Here is a 15,599-nt window from a genome sequence, read left to right as displayed (position 1 = left end):
TCCCCGGGGCGGACCGCACCCGAGCGGACGTCCGGCGGCGGCACGGCGCCCGGGACGCCGGCCGGGACACCCGCGAGTGGCCGCCCGACGGCGGACGCCGACCGCCGGTCGCCCGGCGGTTCCGCGGGGAGCGGGTCGACGGGCGGCCGGGGGGACGGCTCGGCGGGAGGCCCCGCGACGGGCGGCCCCGCGACGGGCGGCGGGAACTCGACCGGCGGCGGGGGCTCGGTGGCCGGCGGGGGCTCGGTGGCCGGCGGGGGCCCGACGGGCGGCGGGGGCTCGACCGGCGGCGGGGGCGCACCGCAGGAGGCCGAGTGCCCGCCCCCCGGTGTCGGCGGTCTGCTGGGCGAGGTCACCGAGGGCGCGGGCGACGTCGTGGGCGGGGTGACCGAGGGCGCGGGCGACGCGGTCGGCGGACTGCTCCCGTGAGGGCCGTTCCCGCAGCGCACTAGGTTCGAGCGCATGACCGCCCGCGACGACGTCTCCGAGATCTTCGACAGCGCGGCGTGGCAGCCGGTGGACGGCTTCGACTTCGCCGACATCACCTACCACCGCGCGGTCGACGCCGGGGTCGTGCGCATCGCGTTCGACCGGCCGGAGGTGCGCAACGCCTTCCGTCCGCAGACCGTCGACGAGCTGATCACCGCCCTGGAGCACGCCCGGCTGTCGACCGACGTCGGCTGCGTGCTCCTCACCGGGAACGGCCCCAGCCCGAAGGACGGCGGCTGGGCGTTCTGCTCCGGCGGCGACCAGCGGGTGCGCGGGAAGTACGGCTACGAGCACGACAAGGGGCGCAGCAGCGGCCGGCTGCACGTGCTCGAGGCGCAGCGGCTGATCCGGTTCATGCCCAAGGTGGTCATCTGCGTCGTCCCCGGGTGGGCAGCCGGGGGCGGGCACAGCCTGCACGTCGTCTCCGACCTGACCCTCGCCTCGGCCGAGCACGCCCGGTTCAAGCAGACCGACGCCGACGTAGGCAGCTTCGACGGCGGCTTCGGCTCGGCCTACCTCGCCCGCCAGGTCGGGCAGAAGTTCGCCCGCGAGGTCTTCTTCCTCGGCGACGAGTACTCCGCCGAGGATGCGCACCGCATGGGCATGGTGAACCGGGTCGTCCCGCACGCCGAGCTGGAGGCGGTCGCGCTGGACTGGGGACGGCGGATCGTCGCCAAGAGCCCCACCGCGCAGCGGATGCTCAAGTACTCGTTCAACCTCATCGACGACGGGCTGGTCGGCCAGCAGCTGTTCGCCGGCGAGACGACCCGCCTGGCGTACATGGCCGAGGAGGCCGTCGAGGGCCGCGACGCGTTCCTGGAGAAGCGGGCTCCCGACTTCACCCGTTTCCCCTGGCACGTTTAGGCATCTCGCGGGACGCCAACGGTACCGGCGTCGTGGCCCCCTTCCGGGTCCCGGCGCGAGTTCGCGAGGGCTGGGGACAAGGGGGTCCTTCTGGTGATCGTCGAGGTGGTGGGCGGCGCCGACGAGGTGCCCGAGGTGCGGGTCGTGGACGTCGACGACCTGACGAGGCTGCACCTGGCCCTCGGGGCGGTGACCGACGAGGAGGCCGACGGCGTCCTGCGCGAGGCCGGGCTGGGCCGACTGCAGGACGCCGAGACCGGCTTCCTCGACGTCGCCGCGCTGCGGGCAGCGGCCGAGCCGCAGGCCCAGGTCGCCGACTGGGCCCAGCAGTGGGACGGGATGGTCGAGTACGCCCGCGGCAAGGGCTGGCTGGCCGACGACGGAGCGAGCCTGCAGGTGCACGTGGAGAGCGCCGCCGGCGCCTGACGTCCACACGATCGGGTGGCGCCCGGCCGCGGACGGTGTGCGTTTGGTTGAGACCCTTAAGAAACTCCTGTGGATTTGGGTTCCGGTCATTGTGATCGCTCAGCTCACCGTCCACGATGTCGCGGTGAGGTCCACCTGTCTTCGGGCGTCGGCGTGACGGGAACGCCGGGTCGCCCCCTCAGCGCCGAGCTCTCCGACCAGCTGCTCTCCGTGGCGGTCGACATCCTCGCGGAGGAGGGCTGGGGCCGGCTCAACAGCGACCGCGTCGCCGCTCGTGCCCGGGCCGGCAAGGCCGGGATCTACCGGCGGTGGCCGACCATGGCGGCGATGGCCCGCTCGGCCGTCGGCCGGTTCACGCTGGTGCGGGTCCCCCCGGACACCGGTTCCCTCCGGGACGACCTCGCTGCCCTCGTCGACCGCTGGCGCCGGCCCCTCGACCGCGAGGAGCGCGCGACGGCCAGCCTGGTCGGCGCCGCCCGGCACGACGAGGACCTGCGGGCCGGCCTCGACGCCGCCCTGGTGCAGCCGCTGGCCGAGGCGGTCACGGAGATCGCCGCCCGTCAGGCCGAGCGCGGGCACGAGGTGCCCGAGTCGCGGCGGGCGCTGCTGGGCTCGGTGCTGGAGGCCTTCTGGTGGCAGCGCTTCACCTCGGCCAACGGGGTCATGACCGCCGACCAGCTGCGGCGGGTCGTCGACGAGGTGCTCGTGCCGATCCTGGTGCCCGTCCGCGAGGGCGCCGCCGTCTGAGCCGGCGTTCCGGTCAGCCGGTGCGACGCAGCCGGGGAGCCCTGGTCATCGCGGTCAGGCCGGACAGGACGTGGTCGGCCTCGGTGCACGCGACCGCGGCGCCCTGCACCGGGTCCCCGGAGGCGGCCCCCTGCCCCAGGCCCCGGCGCTGCTCGTAGATCAGCGTCCGGACGGCGGCCAGCCAGACCGCCGCGGTCACCGAGGCCGCCGTCCGGGGGTCGCTGGGCAGGGACGGCGCGGTGCCCTCCTGGGCCCACGCCTCCAGCAGCGCCTCGGCGAGCAGCGCGGTGGACGCGTGGTGCAGCTCCCGCTCGCGGGCGCACAGGGTCGGTGAGGCCTCGACGGCGGTGACGTACTCGCGACCCTCCGGCGTGGCCAGCGTGTGGACCTGCAGGCCCACGCGGGAGGTGAGGTAGCCGTGCAGCGCATCGAGCGGGGGAACGCCCTCGGGGCGGGTGCGCACGGCCTCCGCCGGCCCCTCCACCCACGGTGTGCGCCCGTCGAAGAAGAGGTCCTCCTTGCTGGCGAAGTGGTTGAACACCGTCTGGACGGCGACATCCGCGGCGCCGGCGATGTCCACGATGGTGACCGCCTCGAAGCCGCGCTCGGTGAACAGCCGGCGGGCGGTGTCCCGGATGAGTGCCCGGGTCTGCGCCTTCTTCCCCGCGCGCCGGTCGTTCTGCTCACTCACGGTATCAGCGTAACAACTCTCCGTAGATGGCCTCCGAACCACGGCTCACGAGGCGAGGCCCGTCCGCGTGGCATCGGCGAGGACGGCGCGTGCCCACGCCGTCACCAGCACGGCCAGGTCGATGACGTCGAGGTCGGCAGCGACGTCGGCGATGGTGGTGTGCCACACCGGGACCGCCCCGGCGGGGAGCTCCGCGGGCGTCGGCTCCCCGAGCCGGACGGCGAGGCCGGGCAGCCGCTGCTGCAGATCCCCGTCGGGGTGCTGGACCGCGTAGGCGTCGTCGGCGAGGGCGACGGTCGACGCGGCCCGCGGATCGGCCCCCGCGTCCTCGCGCAGCCCGCGCAGCGTCTCCTCGAACAGCCGCGCGCAGGCGGCCGTCGGGGCCGCGCCGTCCCCGGGCGACGCGGCCAGGACCGAGCCGCAGCCAGGGCAGCGGACGGTGGTCGGCTCCGCGGCGGGCGGCGGAGGGGGCGACGCGGGCCGGCGGGAGGACACCGGTCGATCCTGCCGCACCGCGCGCCGCGGTGCGGTTCCCGGGCGACCCGGGTGGGCAGAGGCCGGTCATGGGAACGGTGCGGGTCGGGCTGGTCGGAGCAGGGGGAGTGGGTGCGCGGCACGCCCGCACGCTGGCGGGGTTCCCCGACGTCGAGTTCGTCGGCGTCACGGACGTGGTGCCCGGTGCCGCCTCGGCGCTCGCCGCGGACCTCGGCCTGCCGGTCGTGGACGACGTCCCGGCGCTGCTGGCGCAGTCCCTCGACGGGGTGTGGCTGTGCGTGCCGCCCTTCGCCCACGGGGAGCTGGAGCTGGCCGCCGTCCGCGCCGGGACGCCGTTCCTCGTCGAGAAGCCGCTGGCCACCGGGCTGCCGGTCGCCGAGGAGGTGGCCGCCGCGGTCGCCGCCGCCGGGCTGCCGACCGCGACCGGCTACCACTGGCGGCACCTGGACACCGTGGCCGCCGCCCGCGCCGTCTGCGCCGCCCACCGGCCCCGGCTGGTCGACGCCACGTGGCTGGACAAGGTGCCGCCCCCGGCGTGGTGGGCCCGGTCGGAGACCTCCGGCGGGCAGGTGGTCGAGCAGCTCACCCACGTGCTCGACCTGGCCCGGCTGCTGGCCGGTGAGGTGGTCGAGGTCCGCGCGGTCGCGGCGCCCTCCAGCGCCGCCGGGCGGGACGTCGACGACGCCACGGCGGCGTTGCTCACCTTCGCCTCGGGCGCGGTGGGCACGGTGACCGCCGCCTGCTCGCTGCCGGTCAAGGTCCGCGCCGGCCTGGACGTCGTGTGTGACGGCGCGGCCGTCGAGCTCACCGAGACGTCGCTGACCGTCACCACGGCCGCGGGCTCCGAGCGCACCGAGCCCTCCGTCGACGCGCGCACCGCCGTGGACCGGGCCTTCGTCGACCTGCTCGCCGGGAGGCCCCCGTCCGGGGCGCTGGTCGACTACGCCGAGGCGCTGCGGACCCACCGGGTGGCGGTGGCGATCGCGGAGTCCGCGCGCAGCGGGAGCGCCGTCCGGGTGACGAGCGTCTAACCCACGACGGCGTCCTGGCCCGCCGGCCGGATCCGCGGCCGGGGGAGCGAGGACCGCGCCCGCTCCCGCGCCCGGGCGTAGAGCCGCTCGTAGCCGTCGGCCATCACCGCCGGCGCGAACCGGCGGCGGGCCTCCGCGGCGCACAGCTCGGGGTCGATCTCGTCGAGCCGCCCCAGCGCGGAGGTGAAGCCGTCCTCGTCGGTGGCCAGGAACCCGGTGGTGCCGTCCTCCACCAGGGAGGGCAGGCAGCCGCGGGCCATGGCCACGACCGGGGTGCCGGCGGCCAGGGCCTCGCAGACGGCGGTGCCCCCGGGTTCCTCCCAGCGGATCGGGAACAGCACCGCCCGGGACGTGCGCAGCAGCTCGGCCTTCTGGTCCCCGCCCACGCTGCCGATCCAGCGCGCGGAGACGCCGTCCAGGTGCGGGTCGACGTGCTCCAGGAACCACGCGACGTCGGGGTGGGAGCGGGCCGGGTGGCCGGGGGTGGCCAGGGCCGCAGCCAGCGCGTTCCGGTCGGGCAGCCCGCCGACCGGCCCGGCGAGCACCAGGGGCACCCCCGCGGCCCGGCAGGCCCGCAGCGCGGTGTCGATGCCCTTGGGCTCGCACAGCCGGGACAGCACCAGCACCGAGTCCCTCCGCTCCGAGCGCGGGACCGGGGGCACGTCGTCGATCGGGACGGCGAGCGGCACCGCGCCCAGGACCTGCTCCCGCAGCCGTTGCGGGGCCCGCGCCACCTGGCTGTCGGAGACGCCGGCGAAGAACACCCGGCCCCGGCCGTCGAAGCTCGCCCAGAACTCGGCGTTGCGGTGCAGGTCCCAGTGCAGCGTGGCCAGCACCGGGGGAGCGGCGTCCCCCAGGCTGCCGAGCATGGCCGGGCCGACCACCTCGACGTGGGTGTGCACGAGGTCGAAGGGCTGGCCGGCCAGCGCGTGCTCCGCGATGGTCGCCTGGACCACGTGCTCGTGCGCGTGCGCCGTCCCCACCACCTGCGGGTACGGCCCGCCCAGGAGCTCGAACCGGCCGGTCGGGAAGGCGCTGACCAGGCCGTCGACCGGCAGCGTGGAGTCGCCGACCGAGGCCAGGACGACGGTGTGCCCGCGGGCGCGCAGCTCGGCGGTCAGCGTGGCGACGACGTTCTCCAGGCCGCCGTAGCCCGGGGGCGGCACGGGCAGCCACGGCCCGGCGTCCATCAGGATCTTCATGCGCCCGGCTCCGAAGTGCCCTGGGCCGCACGCACCGACCGCATCGGCGGCCGCTCGACGACCGTGACGTCCCAGCTGACGCCCTCCAGGCCGTCGGCGGTGCGCAGGAACTGCAGCAGCTCCCCGCCCGGCCGGCCGGCGCCGGGCCGCCGCGCGAGAGCGGTCTGCAGGATCTGCCCCGCCATCCGGCCCAGCGCGGCGTCGGCCTGGTGCGTGTGCTGCCGGGTGCCGAGGTCGACCTGCGCCAGGGCGTCCAGGCCGGTCTGGCGCAGCAGGTCCACCAGCAGGCCGAACTCGACGCCGTAGCCGGAGACGAACGGCACCTGCTCGAGCAGCCGCCGGCGGCCGGCGTACTCACCGGAGAGCGGTTGCACGAAACCGGACAGCTCCGGCCAGAACGCGTTCAGCAGCGGCCGGGCGACCAGCTCGGTGACCCTGCCGCCCCCGGAGGGCACGATCCCGTCGGTGGTGGTCAGCGGGCGGTCGTAGAGCGCCTTGACGTAGCCGATGGTGGGGTCGGTGAGCAGCGGGCCGAGCAGCCCGACGACGAAGTGCGGGGAGAAGCCGATCAGGTCGGCGTCGACGAAGACGACCAGGTCACCGGTGGTGGCGTGCAGGGACTTCCACAGCGCCTCGCCCTTGCCGGGACGGCTGCCGTGGGCGGGCAGGACCGTGTCGACGTGGACGACGCGGGCACCGGCGGCGGCCGCCACCTCCGCCGTCCGGTCGGTCGAGCCGCTGTCGATGACGACGAGCTCGTCCACGAGGGGACATCGCTCCACCAGCGCCTCGCGGATGGCGCCGACGATCTGACCCACCGTGCGCTCCTCGTCGAGCGCGGGGAGGACGACGCTGACCGTCGTCCCCCACTCCTGCTTCTCGGCGACCAGCTCGGCGGCCTCCCAGGTGTCGGCGGTGAAGGTGCGGTGGCGCAGCCAGCGCCGGACGTCAGGACGCACGCGTCTCCCCTGGTCGGGTGCCGACCCCGTTGTCGGCACGGGACCCCCGTCGCGCCAGGATGCCGTGCGAGCGGGCTCCCGCACAGGGGCAGCCGCGCAGATTCCGCGCTCGGGCGTGTCCTCGCTGTGCCCGGTCCTCGCTGGCCGGGGTGCTCCCGCCCGGGTCAGCCGACCTCGTCGGCGCGCAGGGCGCGGTACTCCGGCACGGTGATCATCGGCGGCCGCTCGTCGACGGTGACCGGGGTGCTCTGCGGTACGAACCCCAGGCCGTCGTGCCGGAACTGGGTGAGCAGCCCGCCGGCCTCGGCCTGCAGCGCGGCCCCCGCCCGGGACAGCACGGCCGACACCACCTGCCCGGCCATGCGGCCCAGCGCCTCCTGGCTCTGCGAGGTGTGCCGCCGGACGCCGAGGTCGACCTGGGCCAGGCCGCCGAGCCCGGTCAGCTGCAGCAGGTCGACGAGCAGGCCGACCTCGACGCCGTACCCGGACACGAACGGCACCCGCTCGAGCGCGGTGCGCCGGCCGGCGTACTCGCCGCCCAGTGGCTGCACGAACCCGGCCAGCTCCGGCCACAGCGCGTTGAGCAGCGGCCGGGCGGTCAGCTCGGTGACCCGTCCCCCGCCGGCGGGGACGCTGAGGCCGTCGACCTGCAGCGGCCGGGTGTAGCAGCCCTTCACGTAGTCCACCTGCGGCTCGGTGAACAGCGGCGCGAGCAGGCCGGGGACGTAGTGCGTGACGTCGCCGAGCAGGTCGGAGTCGAGGAAGACGACGAGGTCGCCGGTGGTGGCGGCCAGCGACTTCCACAGCGCCTCCCCCTTGCCCGGGCGGGAGCCGTGGGCGGGGAGCACCTCCGCGGTGGAGACGACGTCGGCACCGGCGGCACGGGCCACCTGCGCGGTGGCGTCACTGGAGTCGGAGTCGACGACGAGCAGCTCGTCGACCAGCGGCGTCCGCAGCACCCAGTGCTCGCGGATGCCCGCGACCAGGCCACCGACCGTGTCCTGCTCGTCGCGGGCCGGGAGGACGACGCTGACCCGGTGCTGACCCCGACGCTTGGCTCGGAGCAGGGCGTCGAGGTCGAGGACGTCCAGCGAGGGGGTGGAGGAGGTCCGGTGCTCGAACCAGGCGCGCGCATCGGGTCGCATCTGCTCACCATCGGGGACGATCTCGGACCGGCGCCAGCAGGCACGAGCGAGTTCACGTGACCGTCACCGGGCGTCCTGCCGCCGGTCACACCCCCACGCCGGACTCCTTCAGCGCGGTCGCGCTCAGCGGGCCGACGGCCGCGCCCTCGCCGGTCGGCTCGGGGTGACCGAGGTCGGTGAGCCAGCCGCGGAGGACCCGGTGCAGCGCCTCGGCGCCGACGATCTCGCCGGGCGGGCGGAACGACCGTGGGTGGAGGAGGAACGCGTGCTGCTGCGGTCCGCCGAGGCCGCCGTGCGAGCCGACGTGCGGCTCGAACGCCGAGGCCTCGTCGGTGTCGGGGTCGTAGCGGCTGTTGAGGACCACGTCGGCGCAGTGCGGGAACGTCGACGCGCGGGCCACCAGCGCCGGCGCGTGCTCGCCGTAGGGCGCGAGGGGGTCCTCGCCGAGAACCGTCCCCGTGGCCAGGCGGTGCAGCCCGTCGCGGCCGAGCACCACCGGTCCGTACTCCTCCGAGTGCACCAGCACGAAGCCGACGCCGTCGTGGTCGACCAGGCCCGGCAGCAGGTGGGGCCAGTGCCGCTCGATCTCCTCCAGCGAGACCCGGCCCGGGATGTCGGCGAAGGAGACCATCGCGGTGTGGCCGGAGACGGCGACGACCACGCCCGGCGCCACCCGCGGCCCCGAGCCCTCCCGGTCGGCGGGCAGCTCGTGCGAGTGCGGCACGCCCTCGGCACGCTCCACCCGCTCCCGCAGCCGGCGGGCGATGACGCCGCCCTCGGCGAGCGCGGCCCCGAGCTGCCAGCTCTCGGTGAGCCGGCGGCTGTCGCGCGGACCGGTCTGGTGCGGCTCGGCCAGGTCCCCGCCGCCGGCGAGCCGGCCGACCAGCTCCTCGATCGACTCCCCGAACCGGCTGGTGAACGACTCGCCCTGGGTCTGCCCGTGGTCGGAGAGGCAGACCAGGTGGTACTCCCGCGGCGCGAGCTGGGCCGCGCGGTGCAGCCGGCCGACCTGCTGGTCGATGCTGCGCAGCACCGCGAGGCTGTCGGCGCGCTCGAGCCCGGCGTGGTGGGCGGCCTCGTCGTAGCCGAGGAAGTCCGCGTAGGCCACCGGGCGGCCGGCCATCATGTCCTCGAGCAGCGCGAAGACGACGACGTCCCGCGCGATCACCGTCGTCCCCGGCCGGGCCAGCGGGTAGAAGCCGCCGCGGGACACCCGCGGCCGGACGTCGGCGCGCCGCTCCCGGGCCGCCGCGAGCAGCTCGCGGTGGATGTCGACGGCCGAGACCGCGAGCGTGCGCAGGGCGTTCACCGGGTTGGCGAAGTACGCGTAGTAGCCGGAGCCGACCCGCTCCCGCGCCTGGCGGGCCCGCCGGCTCGACGCCGGGACGACGTGGGAGAGCGAGCTCATCGTGAGGCTGACGTGCGTCGCGTCACCGGTGAACAGGTTGCCGCGGCTGGCGCCCCCGCCGGAGAGCAGGCCGCGGCCGTCGGAGTGCGCGCGCTCGAGCTCGGCGGCGTCGACCGGGGAGGAGACGCGGACGATCCGGTCGCGCTCCTTGTCGTACCAGCGGAACCCGGGGATGTCGGAGTTGGAACCGTGCAGGATGCCCATCACCGAGGCGCCGGTCTGCGAGCTCCAGTCGGTGTGCCAGGAGGTCATCGTGTGGCTGCCGGCGCGCAGCCAGGCGGCGAGGTTGGGCATCGACCCGTCGCGGACGGCGCGCCGCGCGGTGTCGAAGGACAGCGCGTCGATCTGCAGGAAGAGCACGCCCGGCGGCCGCTGCTCGCCGTCGGTCGTCCCCCCTGCCCGGCGGCGCGCGCGGCGGAAGAACAGCTCGTCCTCGTCGATGGCCAGCACACTGCTGACCAGGCCGGAGACGGCGGCCATGCCGACGCCGACGACGACGCCGGTGGGCAGGTCCTCGATGACCACTCCGGGGATCAGGAACGACAAGCCCAGCACCGCGGCTCCCAGCAGCAGGAAGCTGCCCAGCCCGAGGGTGAAGAAGGCCAGCGGCAGGGCGACCCGCATGACCAGCGGCCACACCAGGGCCGTCAGCGCGCCCAGGAGCAGCGCGATCACCGGCGGCTGCCACCACCCGGCCATCGAGAAGTCCTCGAGCCAGGCGTCCAGGGCCACTAGGGCGGCGGTGGTCGCCGCCCACGTGAGCAGCACGCGGGCGGTCGTCCGGCCGCGCTGCAGGACCCGGCCGGGCCCGGCGGGTGAGCTCATGCCGGTCCGCAGGGGGAGGGGTCGGGCTCGCGGTCGGGCTCGGGCGCCTTCTTGCGCCGCGACCCCACCAGGTTGAGCACCGCGCCGACGACGAGCACCAGCACCGTGGCCAGCAGGACGGCGGTCAGCGGGGAGTCGAAGATGCCGCCGCTGACCACGCCGAGCAGGGCGTAGGCCAGTGCCCACAGGGCCGCGGCCAGCAGGGAGGAGGGCAGCAGCCGCCGCCAGGGGTAGGCCAGCGCGCCCGCGGCCAGCAGCACGGGGATCCGCCCGGCGGGCAGCAACCGCCCGACGACGATGATCTGCCAGCCGTGCCGGCGGAACTGCTCGCGGACCTCCTCGATCCGGTCGGCGTGCTGACCGCGGGCCACCCAGCGCACGGCGGCCGGGCCGCCGAACCGGCAGATGGCGAAGGTGACCACGTCCCCGGTCCAGGCCGCGAGGGTGGCGACGACGATCACCAGCGGCAGGTTGAGCTCGTGGGCGGTCATGGCGAAGGCGGCGCCCGCGCCCACCACGGCGCCGGTGGGCACCACCGGCACGATCGAGCCGAGCAGCACGCCGCCGAACAGGACCGGGTAGCCGATCGACCCGTCGGTCCAGCCCGCGGCGAGCGCGCCCGCGCTCATGCCGCCACCTCGGGGACGTCCGGCGCGGCCGGCAGGAGCACCGGCCGACCCGGCTGGGTGACGGCCACGTGGGTGTCCAGGCCGCGTGCGGCGACGGCGGCGGCGAACGCGTGCGGCGGCTCGGTCAGCAGCGGGCGCACCCGGCCCCGCAACCCCGGCAGCACCGTGCCGCCGGGGACGGTCAGGGTGCCCCAGTGCACCGGGACGGCGACCCGCGGGCGCAGGCGCGCGGCGGCCTCGGCGGCGGCCTGCGGGTCGAGGTGCCCCGGCCCGAGGGTCGGGCCCCAGCCCCACACCGGCAGCAGCGCGACGTCGACGCCGCGCTCGCCGAGCAGGTGCATCTCGTCGAACAGGTCGGTGTCGCCGCTGACGTAGACGGTGCGCCCGCCACCCTCGACGAGGTGGCCGACCGCGGTGGTGTCGGGGCCGTGGGTCAGGCGGGGACCCCAGCGGTGACCGGTGTGTTCGGCGGGTACGGCGGTCACCCGCAGCGCGCCGTGGTCGAACGACTCGCCGGGCAGGACCTCGACGACGTGCCGGAAGCCGCGCGAGCGCAGCCACGCCCCCGCGCCCCGGGGGACGACGATGCGCACGTCCGGCCCGAGCCGGCGCAGGGAGGGCAGGTGCAGGTGGTCGCCGTGCAGGTGGCTGACCAGCACCAGGTCGACGCCGGCCCAGGCTCCGGGCGCCGGCGGCGGGACCACCCGTCGCAGCGGCCCGACCCGGCCGGTGAGCAGGGGATCGGTCAGCACGGTGTGCCCGGCCAGCTCGACGCGCACCGTCGAGTGGCCGAGGAAGTGCAGGTCGAGGTCCCCCACCCGCCCAGTATCGACCTCGCCGGTGACATCCCGGCACCGGATCTCCCCTTCCGGGGAACCCCTGACCGCCGCACGTCACCGCGTGGTCACCTCGTGGTCACCTCACCCGCTTCCCCGTTGATCATGGGGTTGTTGCAGGCGACACGGTCGGACATGCCGTACGAGCCGACGACAACCCCATGATCACCGTCCGGGCGGCGGTGTCCCCAGGCCTCCGCGTCGTCCACAGATCCCCGAGGGCGGACCGCGGGGGGCCGACGACCGGTGACGGTCCCCACCATGACGAGGCTCGAGCTGGGGACGGCGTACACGTGGGCGTCGGCCCGCACGCGGGGTGCGACGCGGGGACAGATCGCGCAGGACGGCGTCCGGCTCGGTCGCGGGGTGTACCTGTCCTCCGCGGTGGACCCGGACCTGGTCGCCCGGTGCCGGGCCTGGGCGCTGGTCCTGCCCGCCGATGCGGCGTTCGGCCTCGGGACGGCAGCGGCCCTGTGCGAGGCCCCGGTGGGGTCGGCTCGCACGACCTCCGTGGTCGTCCCGTCCCGCGGACGGCTGCCCCGGCGTGCGGGCCTGACCGTGCACGAGCGGCTGCTCACACCGGAGGACGTCGTCGTGAACCCGGCGGGGCTGCGCCTGACGTCCGGACCGCAGACCTTCCTCGACCTCGCCGCCCGGCTGCCGGACGCGGAGCTCGTGGCCGTGGGAGACGCGCTGGTGCGCGCCGGCCACATGACGGCCGACGCGCTGGCCCGTCGGCTCGAACGCGCCGGCCGGGTGCGCGGGGTGGTGCGGGCTCGCGACTGCGCGTCGCTGCTGGACCCGAGGGCGGCATCCCGGCCCGAGAGCCTGGTCCGCTACTGGCTCGTGTCCAGCGACCTCCCCGACCCTGAGGTCCAGGTGCCCGTGCACGACCGGTGGGGGAGGGAGGTGACCCACGCGGACCTCGGCTACCCCGAGTGGCGGATCGCCCTGGAGTACGAGGGCCGCCCAGCACGCCGACCCCGAGCAGTTCGGGCGGGACATCGACCGGTACTCCCTCATGGCGGCCGACGGGTGGCTCGTCGTCCGGTTCGCCGCTCGGCACCTGACCGGCCCGGCGGTCGTCGTGGAGCGGACGCGGCGAGCCCTGGTCCACCGCGGCTGGCGTCCCTGATCTGCCCCGGCCAGGCGTTGATCATGGGCTTGTTGCAGGCGACACGGTCGAACACGCCGTACGGGCCGACGACAACCCCATGATCACCGAGAGAGGGAGCCGCGGACGGCGGGGCTGCGGCCGGTGGGCCAGTTCCCCGCCACGAGCTGCTCCACCTCGAGCGGCCGGGACAGTGCGTAGCCCTGCAGGTAGCGGTGCCCCATGTCGCGGAGCAGGTCCAGCTCCGCGTCGGTGGTGACGCCCTCCACCACGACCGGCAGGTCCAGGCTGCTGCCCAGGTGCAGCACCGACCGGCACAGCGCCTGCCGCTGCGGGTCGTGCTCCACGTCGGCGAGGAACTGCCGGTCCATCTTGAGGACGTCGATGGGCAGCCCTACCAGGTAGGCCAGGGACGACCAGCCGGTACCGAAGTCGTCGACGGCCACCCGGACGCCGAGCCGACGCAGCACGTCGAGGTCCTCGAGCACCGCATCGTCGTCGAGCAGCATCGACTCGGTCAGCTCGATGAGCAGCCGGCCGGCCGGCAGCCCGCTGGTCTCCAGCGCCGCGAGGACGTCGGACACCAGGGACCCGCTGCGCACCTGACGGGCCGAGACGTTGACCGCGACGGCCAGGTCGGAGCCGGGCAGCGTGGCGACGGTGCGGCACGCCTGGGCCAGCACCCAGCGGCCCAGCTCGGTGATGAGCGGCGAGTCCTCGGCCAGCGGCACGAACGTGGCGGGCGAGACCTCGCCGAACACCGGGTGCCGCCACCGGAGCAGCGCCTCCACGGACACGGTGCGGTGGAGGACGAGGTCGACCACGGGCTGGAAGACCACGCGCAGTTCCCCCCGGTCGAGAGCGCCGGCCAGATCGGCCCGCAGCGCCTCCCGACGCTCGCGCTCCAGGCGGGCGGCGTCCTCGTAGCGGTGCACGCGGCCCGGCCCGGCCGCGCGCAGGGCCAGGTCGGCCTGCCGCAGCGCCTCGCACGGGTCGAGGTCGTCGGACAGGGCGGTGACGCCGGCCGCGGCCTGGAGCTCCGCACCGGCCGCGCCGACCGTCGCGACCAGCCGGGCGGCGAGCACCTCGGCGTCGGCGATGGTCCCGTGGGCGACGACGGCGAAGGTGTCGTCCTTGGTCCGGGCCAGCCAGTCCTCGCCACGCAGCCCGCGGGCGAGGCGACCGGCGAGGTCCCGCAGGGCTGCGCCGGCCACCTCGGGTGCGAGCCGCTCCAGGCCGGTGACCCCCAGCAGCGCCAGGGACCGCGGGCGCCGCACCCCCTCGGCCCGCAGCGCGGCCATGCGGCGGACCAGCGCCGAGCGGTTGGGCAGCCCGGTGGCCGGGTCGGCCACGGAGAGCTCCAGCAGTGACAGGTCGGCGTCGGGCGCGGGCGCGTCCCCGGTGACGTCCCGGCAGTAGAGGACCAGGGCCCCGACGTCGGGGTCGGCGCGCAGGTCGCTCACCGTGGCCTGGATGAGCCGCCAGCGGCCGTCCGCGTGCCGGATCCGCGCGGTGCGGACGGCGGGTGCGGCCGCGGGCGCCGGCGCGGTGAGGGCGGCGGAGAGCGCCGGGGTGTCGTCGGGGTGCACGACCTCGGCGATCGGCCGGCCGACGACGTCGTCCGGCGTCCGGCCGAGCAGGTCGGTGATCGCGCGGGAGGCGAAGGTGACCCGGAGCCGGTCGTCGAGGATGACGACCGGGTCGGCGCTGCCGCGCACCAGCGTGCGGAAGCAGGACTCGCTGCGGAGCAGGTCGGTGGTGAGCCGGCGCTGGGTGTGCCACGTGGCCACCTGGTGGGCCAGGACGGCGAACAGCCCGACCACGCCCATCGCCACGTCGATGGGGTCGAGCTGCTCGGCGAACCCCAGCCGCAGCAGCAGCATGGTGCCGGCGACGACGACCAGCGCGTGCGGGACCAGGGACACCGTCAGGCAGGTCGCCCGCAGCCGCGGGTCCCCGGTCTCGGGCCGGGGGGTGTCCAGCCGGCAGGCCGCGCAGAGCAGGACGACGGCCCCGCCGACCGCCGGCAGGGCCCACCGCGCGAGTGCGGAGCCGCCCGGTGCCCAGCCCAGGACGGAGACCACGGTCGCTGCCCCGGTCAGCGCCTGCGCGCCGAGCAGCAGGCCGGCCACCCGCCGGCGGGACGCGGCCACGGTGCCGCGCAGGAGCAGCGCCACGGCGGTGGTCACGGCCACCACGAGCGGCACCACGTGCCCGGCCGCGACCAGCGGCGGCGGGGAGCCGGGGCCCGTGGCGGCCGGGTGCACCACCACGTGGACGCCGATCACCGTGGCGACGACGAAGAGCACCGCCGCGGTCGCCAGCTGCGCGCGTCCGGCGGGCCAGGGGATGGAGCCGCGCAGGGCCGTGAGGGCGACGACGCCCAGGAGCAGTCCGGGGACGGCGCCGACGACGGCGCCCGTCGGGGAGTCGAGGGCGAGGTGTGTGAGGGCCGCGCCCGCGCCGGTCGTCGTGACCGCCGCGGCCAACCAGCGCCAGCCGGCGGGGGCGGCGCTGCTGCGGGCGCCGGCGAGCAGGTGCGCCGTCCCGGCGAGGGCCAGGACGAGGCCCGTGGTGACCTGTACGGCCGACGGGGCGCCCAGCAGCGAGGACGCGCCCACGAGCAGCGCGGCCGTTCCCACGGACGGCAGGCCCAGCAGCCCGGACGCCGCGGGGACGGCCGGTCGCTCGGGAGTGGGGACGGGGGTCACCCTCCCTCCATCGGGACGACTCCGTCT

General features: G+C 76.1%; 15 protein-coding genes. 6 read left to right on the top strand and 9 right to left on the bottom strand.

Features of this window, described 5'->3' with window-relative positions; genetic code table 11:
- Positions 1 to 228: 228 nt before the first annotated feature.
- From ACI79C_RS05560 to ACI79C_RS05545, 4 genes are all read left to right on the top strand, one after another.
- Positions 229 to 429, top strand: coding sequence for a hypothetical protein (locus ACI79C_RS05560; protein ID WP_456944628.1), 201 nt, complete (start codon positions 229 to 231; stop codon positions 427 to 429).
- A 33-nt stretch (positions 430 to 462) separates the two neighbouring features.
- Entirely contained in the window at positions 463 to 1,353 is an 891-nt protein-coding gene (locus ACI79C_RS05555) for a 1,4-dihydroxy-2-naphthoyl-CoA synthase (protein WP_456944627.1), read from the top strand.
- 93 nt (positions 1,354 to 1,446) lie between these two features.
- On the top strand, positions 1,447 to 1,779 hold the full coding sequence (locus ACI79C_RS05550) for a hypothetical protein (protein ID WP_456944626.1): 333 nt from the start codon (positions 1,447 to 1,449) through the stop codon (positions 1,777 to 1,779).
- A gap of 153 nt (positions 1,780 to 1,932) precedes the next feature.
- The gene (locus tag ACI79C_RS05545; RefSeq protein WP_456944625.1) at positions 1,933 to 2,526 is read left to right on the top strand and encodes a TetR-like C-terminal domain-containing protein; all 594 of its coding nucleotides are present in this window, start codon (positions 1,933 to 1,935) and stop codon (positions 2,524 to 2,526) included.
- 13 nt (positions 2,527 to 2,539) lie between these two features.
- Here the strand turns inward: ACI79C_RS05545 and ACI79C_RS05540 are convergent, their stop codons facing one another.
- Positions 2,540 to 3,217, bottom strand: coding sequence for a TetR/AcrR family transcriptional regulator (locus ACI79C_RS05540; protein ID WP_456944624.1), 678 nt, complete (start codon positions 3,215 to 3,217; stop codon positions 2,540 to 2,542).
- 45 nt (positions 3,218 to 3,262) lie between these two features.
- Positions 3,263 to 3,712, bottom strand: coding sequence for a DUF5946 family protein (locus ACI79C_RS05535; protein ID WP_456944623.1), 450 nt, complete (start codon positions 3,710 to 3,712; stop codon positions 3,263 to 3,265).
- Between the two features lie 68 nt (positions 3,713 to 3,780).
- Here ACI79C_RS05535 and ACI79C_RS05530 point away from each other — a divergent pair, with 68 nt between their 5' ends.
- Positions 3,781 to 4,743: a Gfo/Idh/MocA family protein gene (locus ACI79C_RS05530; RefSeq protein ID WP_456944622.1), complete on the top strand. Its 963-nt coding sequence runs from the start codon at positions 3,781 to 3,783 to the stop codon at positions 4,741 to 4,743.
- Here ACI79C_RS05530 and ACI79C_RS05525 read toward each other — a convergent pair.
- From ACI79C_RS05525 to ACI79C_RS05500, 6 genes are all read right to left on the bottom strand, one after another.
- Complete coding sequence (locus ACI79C_RS05525; protein WP_456944621.1) at positions 4,740 to 5,945, bottom strand: glycosyltransferase; 1,206 nt, start codon at positions 5,943 to 5,945, stop codon at positions 4,740 to 4,742. The genes ACI79C_RS05530 and ACI79C_RS05525 overlap by 4 nt on opposite strands.
- Complete coding sequence (locus ACI79C_RS05520; protein WP_456944620.1) at positions 5,942 to 6,904, bottom strand: glucosyl-3-phosphoglycerate synthase; 963 nt, start codon at positions 6,902 to 6,904, stop codon at positions 5,942 to 5,944. The genes ACI79C_RS05525 and ACI79C_RS05520 overlap by 4 nt, the downstream gene beginning before the upstream one ends.
- Before the next feature lie 164 nt (positions 6,905 to 7,068).
- Positions 7,069 to 8,049, bottom strand: a complete 981-nt coding sequence (locus ACI79C_RS05515; protein ID WP_456944619.1) for a glucosyl-3-phosphoglycerate synthase — start codon at positions 8,047 to 8,049, stop codon at positions 7,069 to 7,071.
- An 85-nt stretch (positions 8,050 to 8,134) separates the two neighbouring features.
- Positions 8,135 to 10,282 carry a phage holin family protein gene (locus ACI79C_RS05510; protein ID WP_456944618.1) on the bottom strand — a complete coding sequence of 716 codons (2,148 nt, stop codon included), beginning with the start codon at positions 10,280 to 10,282 and terminating at the stop codon, positions 8,135 to 8,137.
- Complete coding sequence (locus ACI79C_RS05505) at positions 10,279 to 10,911, bottom strand: DedA family protein (protein WP_456944617.1); 633 nt, start codon at positions 10,909 to 10,911, stop codon at positions 10,279 to 10,281. Before ACI79C_RS05505 ends, ACI79C_RS05510 begins: the two co-directional genes overlap by 4 nt.
- Positions 10,908 to 11,729: an MBL fold metallo-hydrolase gene (locus tag ACI79C_RS05500; RefSeq protein ID WP_456944616.1), complete on the bottom strand. Its 822-nt coding sequence runs from the start codon at positions 11,727 to 11,729 to the stop codon at positions 10,908 to 10,910. The genes ACI79C_RS05505 and ACI79C_RS05500 overlap by 4 nt, the downstream gene beginning before the upstream one ends.
- Before the next feature lie 279 nt (positions 11,730 to 12,008).
- Here ACI79C_RS05500 and ACI79C_RS05495 point away from each other — a divergent pair, with 279 nt between their 5' ends.
- Positions 12,009 to 12,965: a hypothetical protein gene (locus ACI79C_RS05495; RefSeq protein WP_456944615.1), complete on the top strand. Its 957-nt coding sequence runs from the start codon at positions 12,009 to 12,011 to the stop codon at positions 12,963 to 12,965.
- On the opposite strand, the gene ACI79C_RS05490 is transcribed toward ACI79C_RS05495, so the two are convergent.
- Positions 12,966 to 15,572, bottom strand: coding sequence for an EAL domain-containing protein (locus tag ACI79C_RS05490; RefSeq protein ID WP_456944614.1), 2,607 nt, complete (start codon positions 15,570 to 15,572; stop codon positions 12,966 to 12,968). It lies immediately after the preceding gene.
- Between the last annotated feature and the right edge of the window lie 27 nt (positions 15,573 to 15,599).

The organism is Geodermatophilus sp. SYSU D00697, from assembly GCF_054050175.1.
The sequence above is the reverse complement of the archived record's forward strand: the minus strand, read 5'-3'. Positions and strand labels throughout refer to the sequence as shown.

Excerpts from the sequence above, each read along its gene's own strand:
- ACI79C_RS05555 (WP_456944627.1), top strand. The coding sequence starts at position 463 with ATGACCGCCCGCGACGACGTCTCCGAGATCTTCGACAGCGCGGCGTGG.
- ACI79C_RS05530 (WP_456944622.1), top strand. The coding sequence starts at position 3,781 with ATGGGAACGGTGCGGGTCGGGCTGGTCGGAGCAGGGGGAGTGGGTGCG.
- ACI79C_RS05525 (WP_456944621.1), bottom strand. The coding sequence starts at position 5,945 with ATGAAGATCCTGATGGACGCCGGGCCGTGGCTGCCCGTGCCGCCCCCG.
- ACI79C_RS05515 (WP_456944619.1), bottom strand. The coding sequence starts at position 8,049 with ATGCGACCCGATGCGCGCGCCTGGTTCGAGCACCGGACCTCCTCCACC.
- ACI79C_RS05510 (WP_456944618.1), bottom strand. The coding sequence starts at position 10,282 with ATGAGCTCACCCGCCGGGCCCGGCCGGGTCCTGCAGCGCGGCCGGACG.
- ACI79C_RS05505 (WP_456944617.1), bottom strand. The coding sequence starts at position 10,911 with ATGAGCGCGGGCGCGCTCGCCGCGGGCTGGACCGACGGGTCGATCGGC.
- ACI79C_RS05495 (WP_456944615.1), top strand. The coding sequence starts at position 12,009 with ATGACGAGGCTCGAGCTGGGGACGGCGTACACGTGGGCGTCGGCCCGC.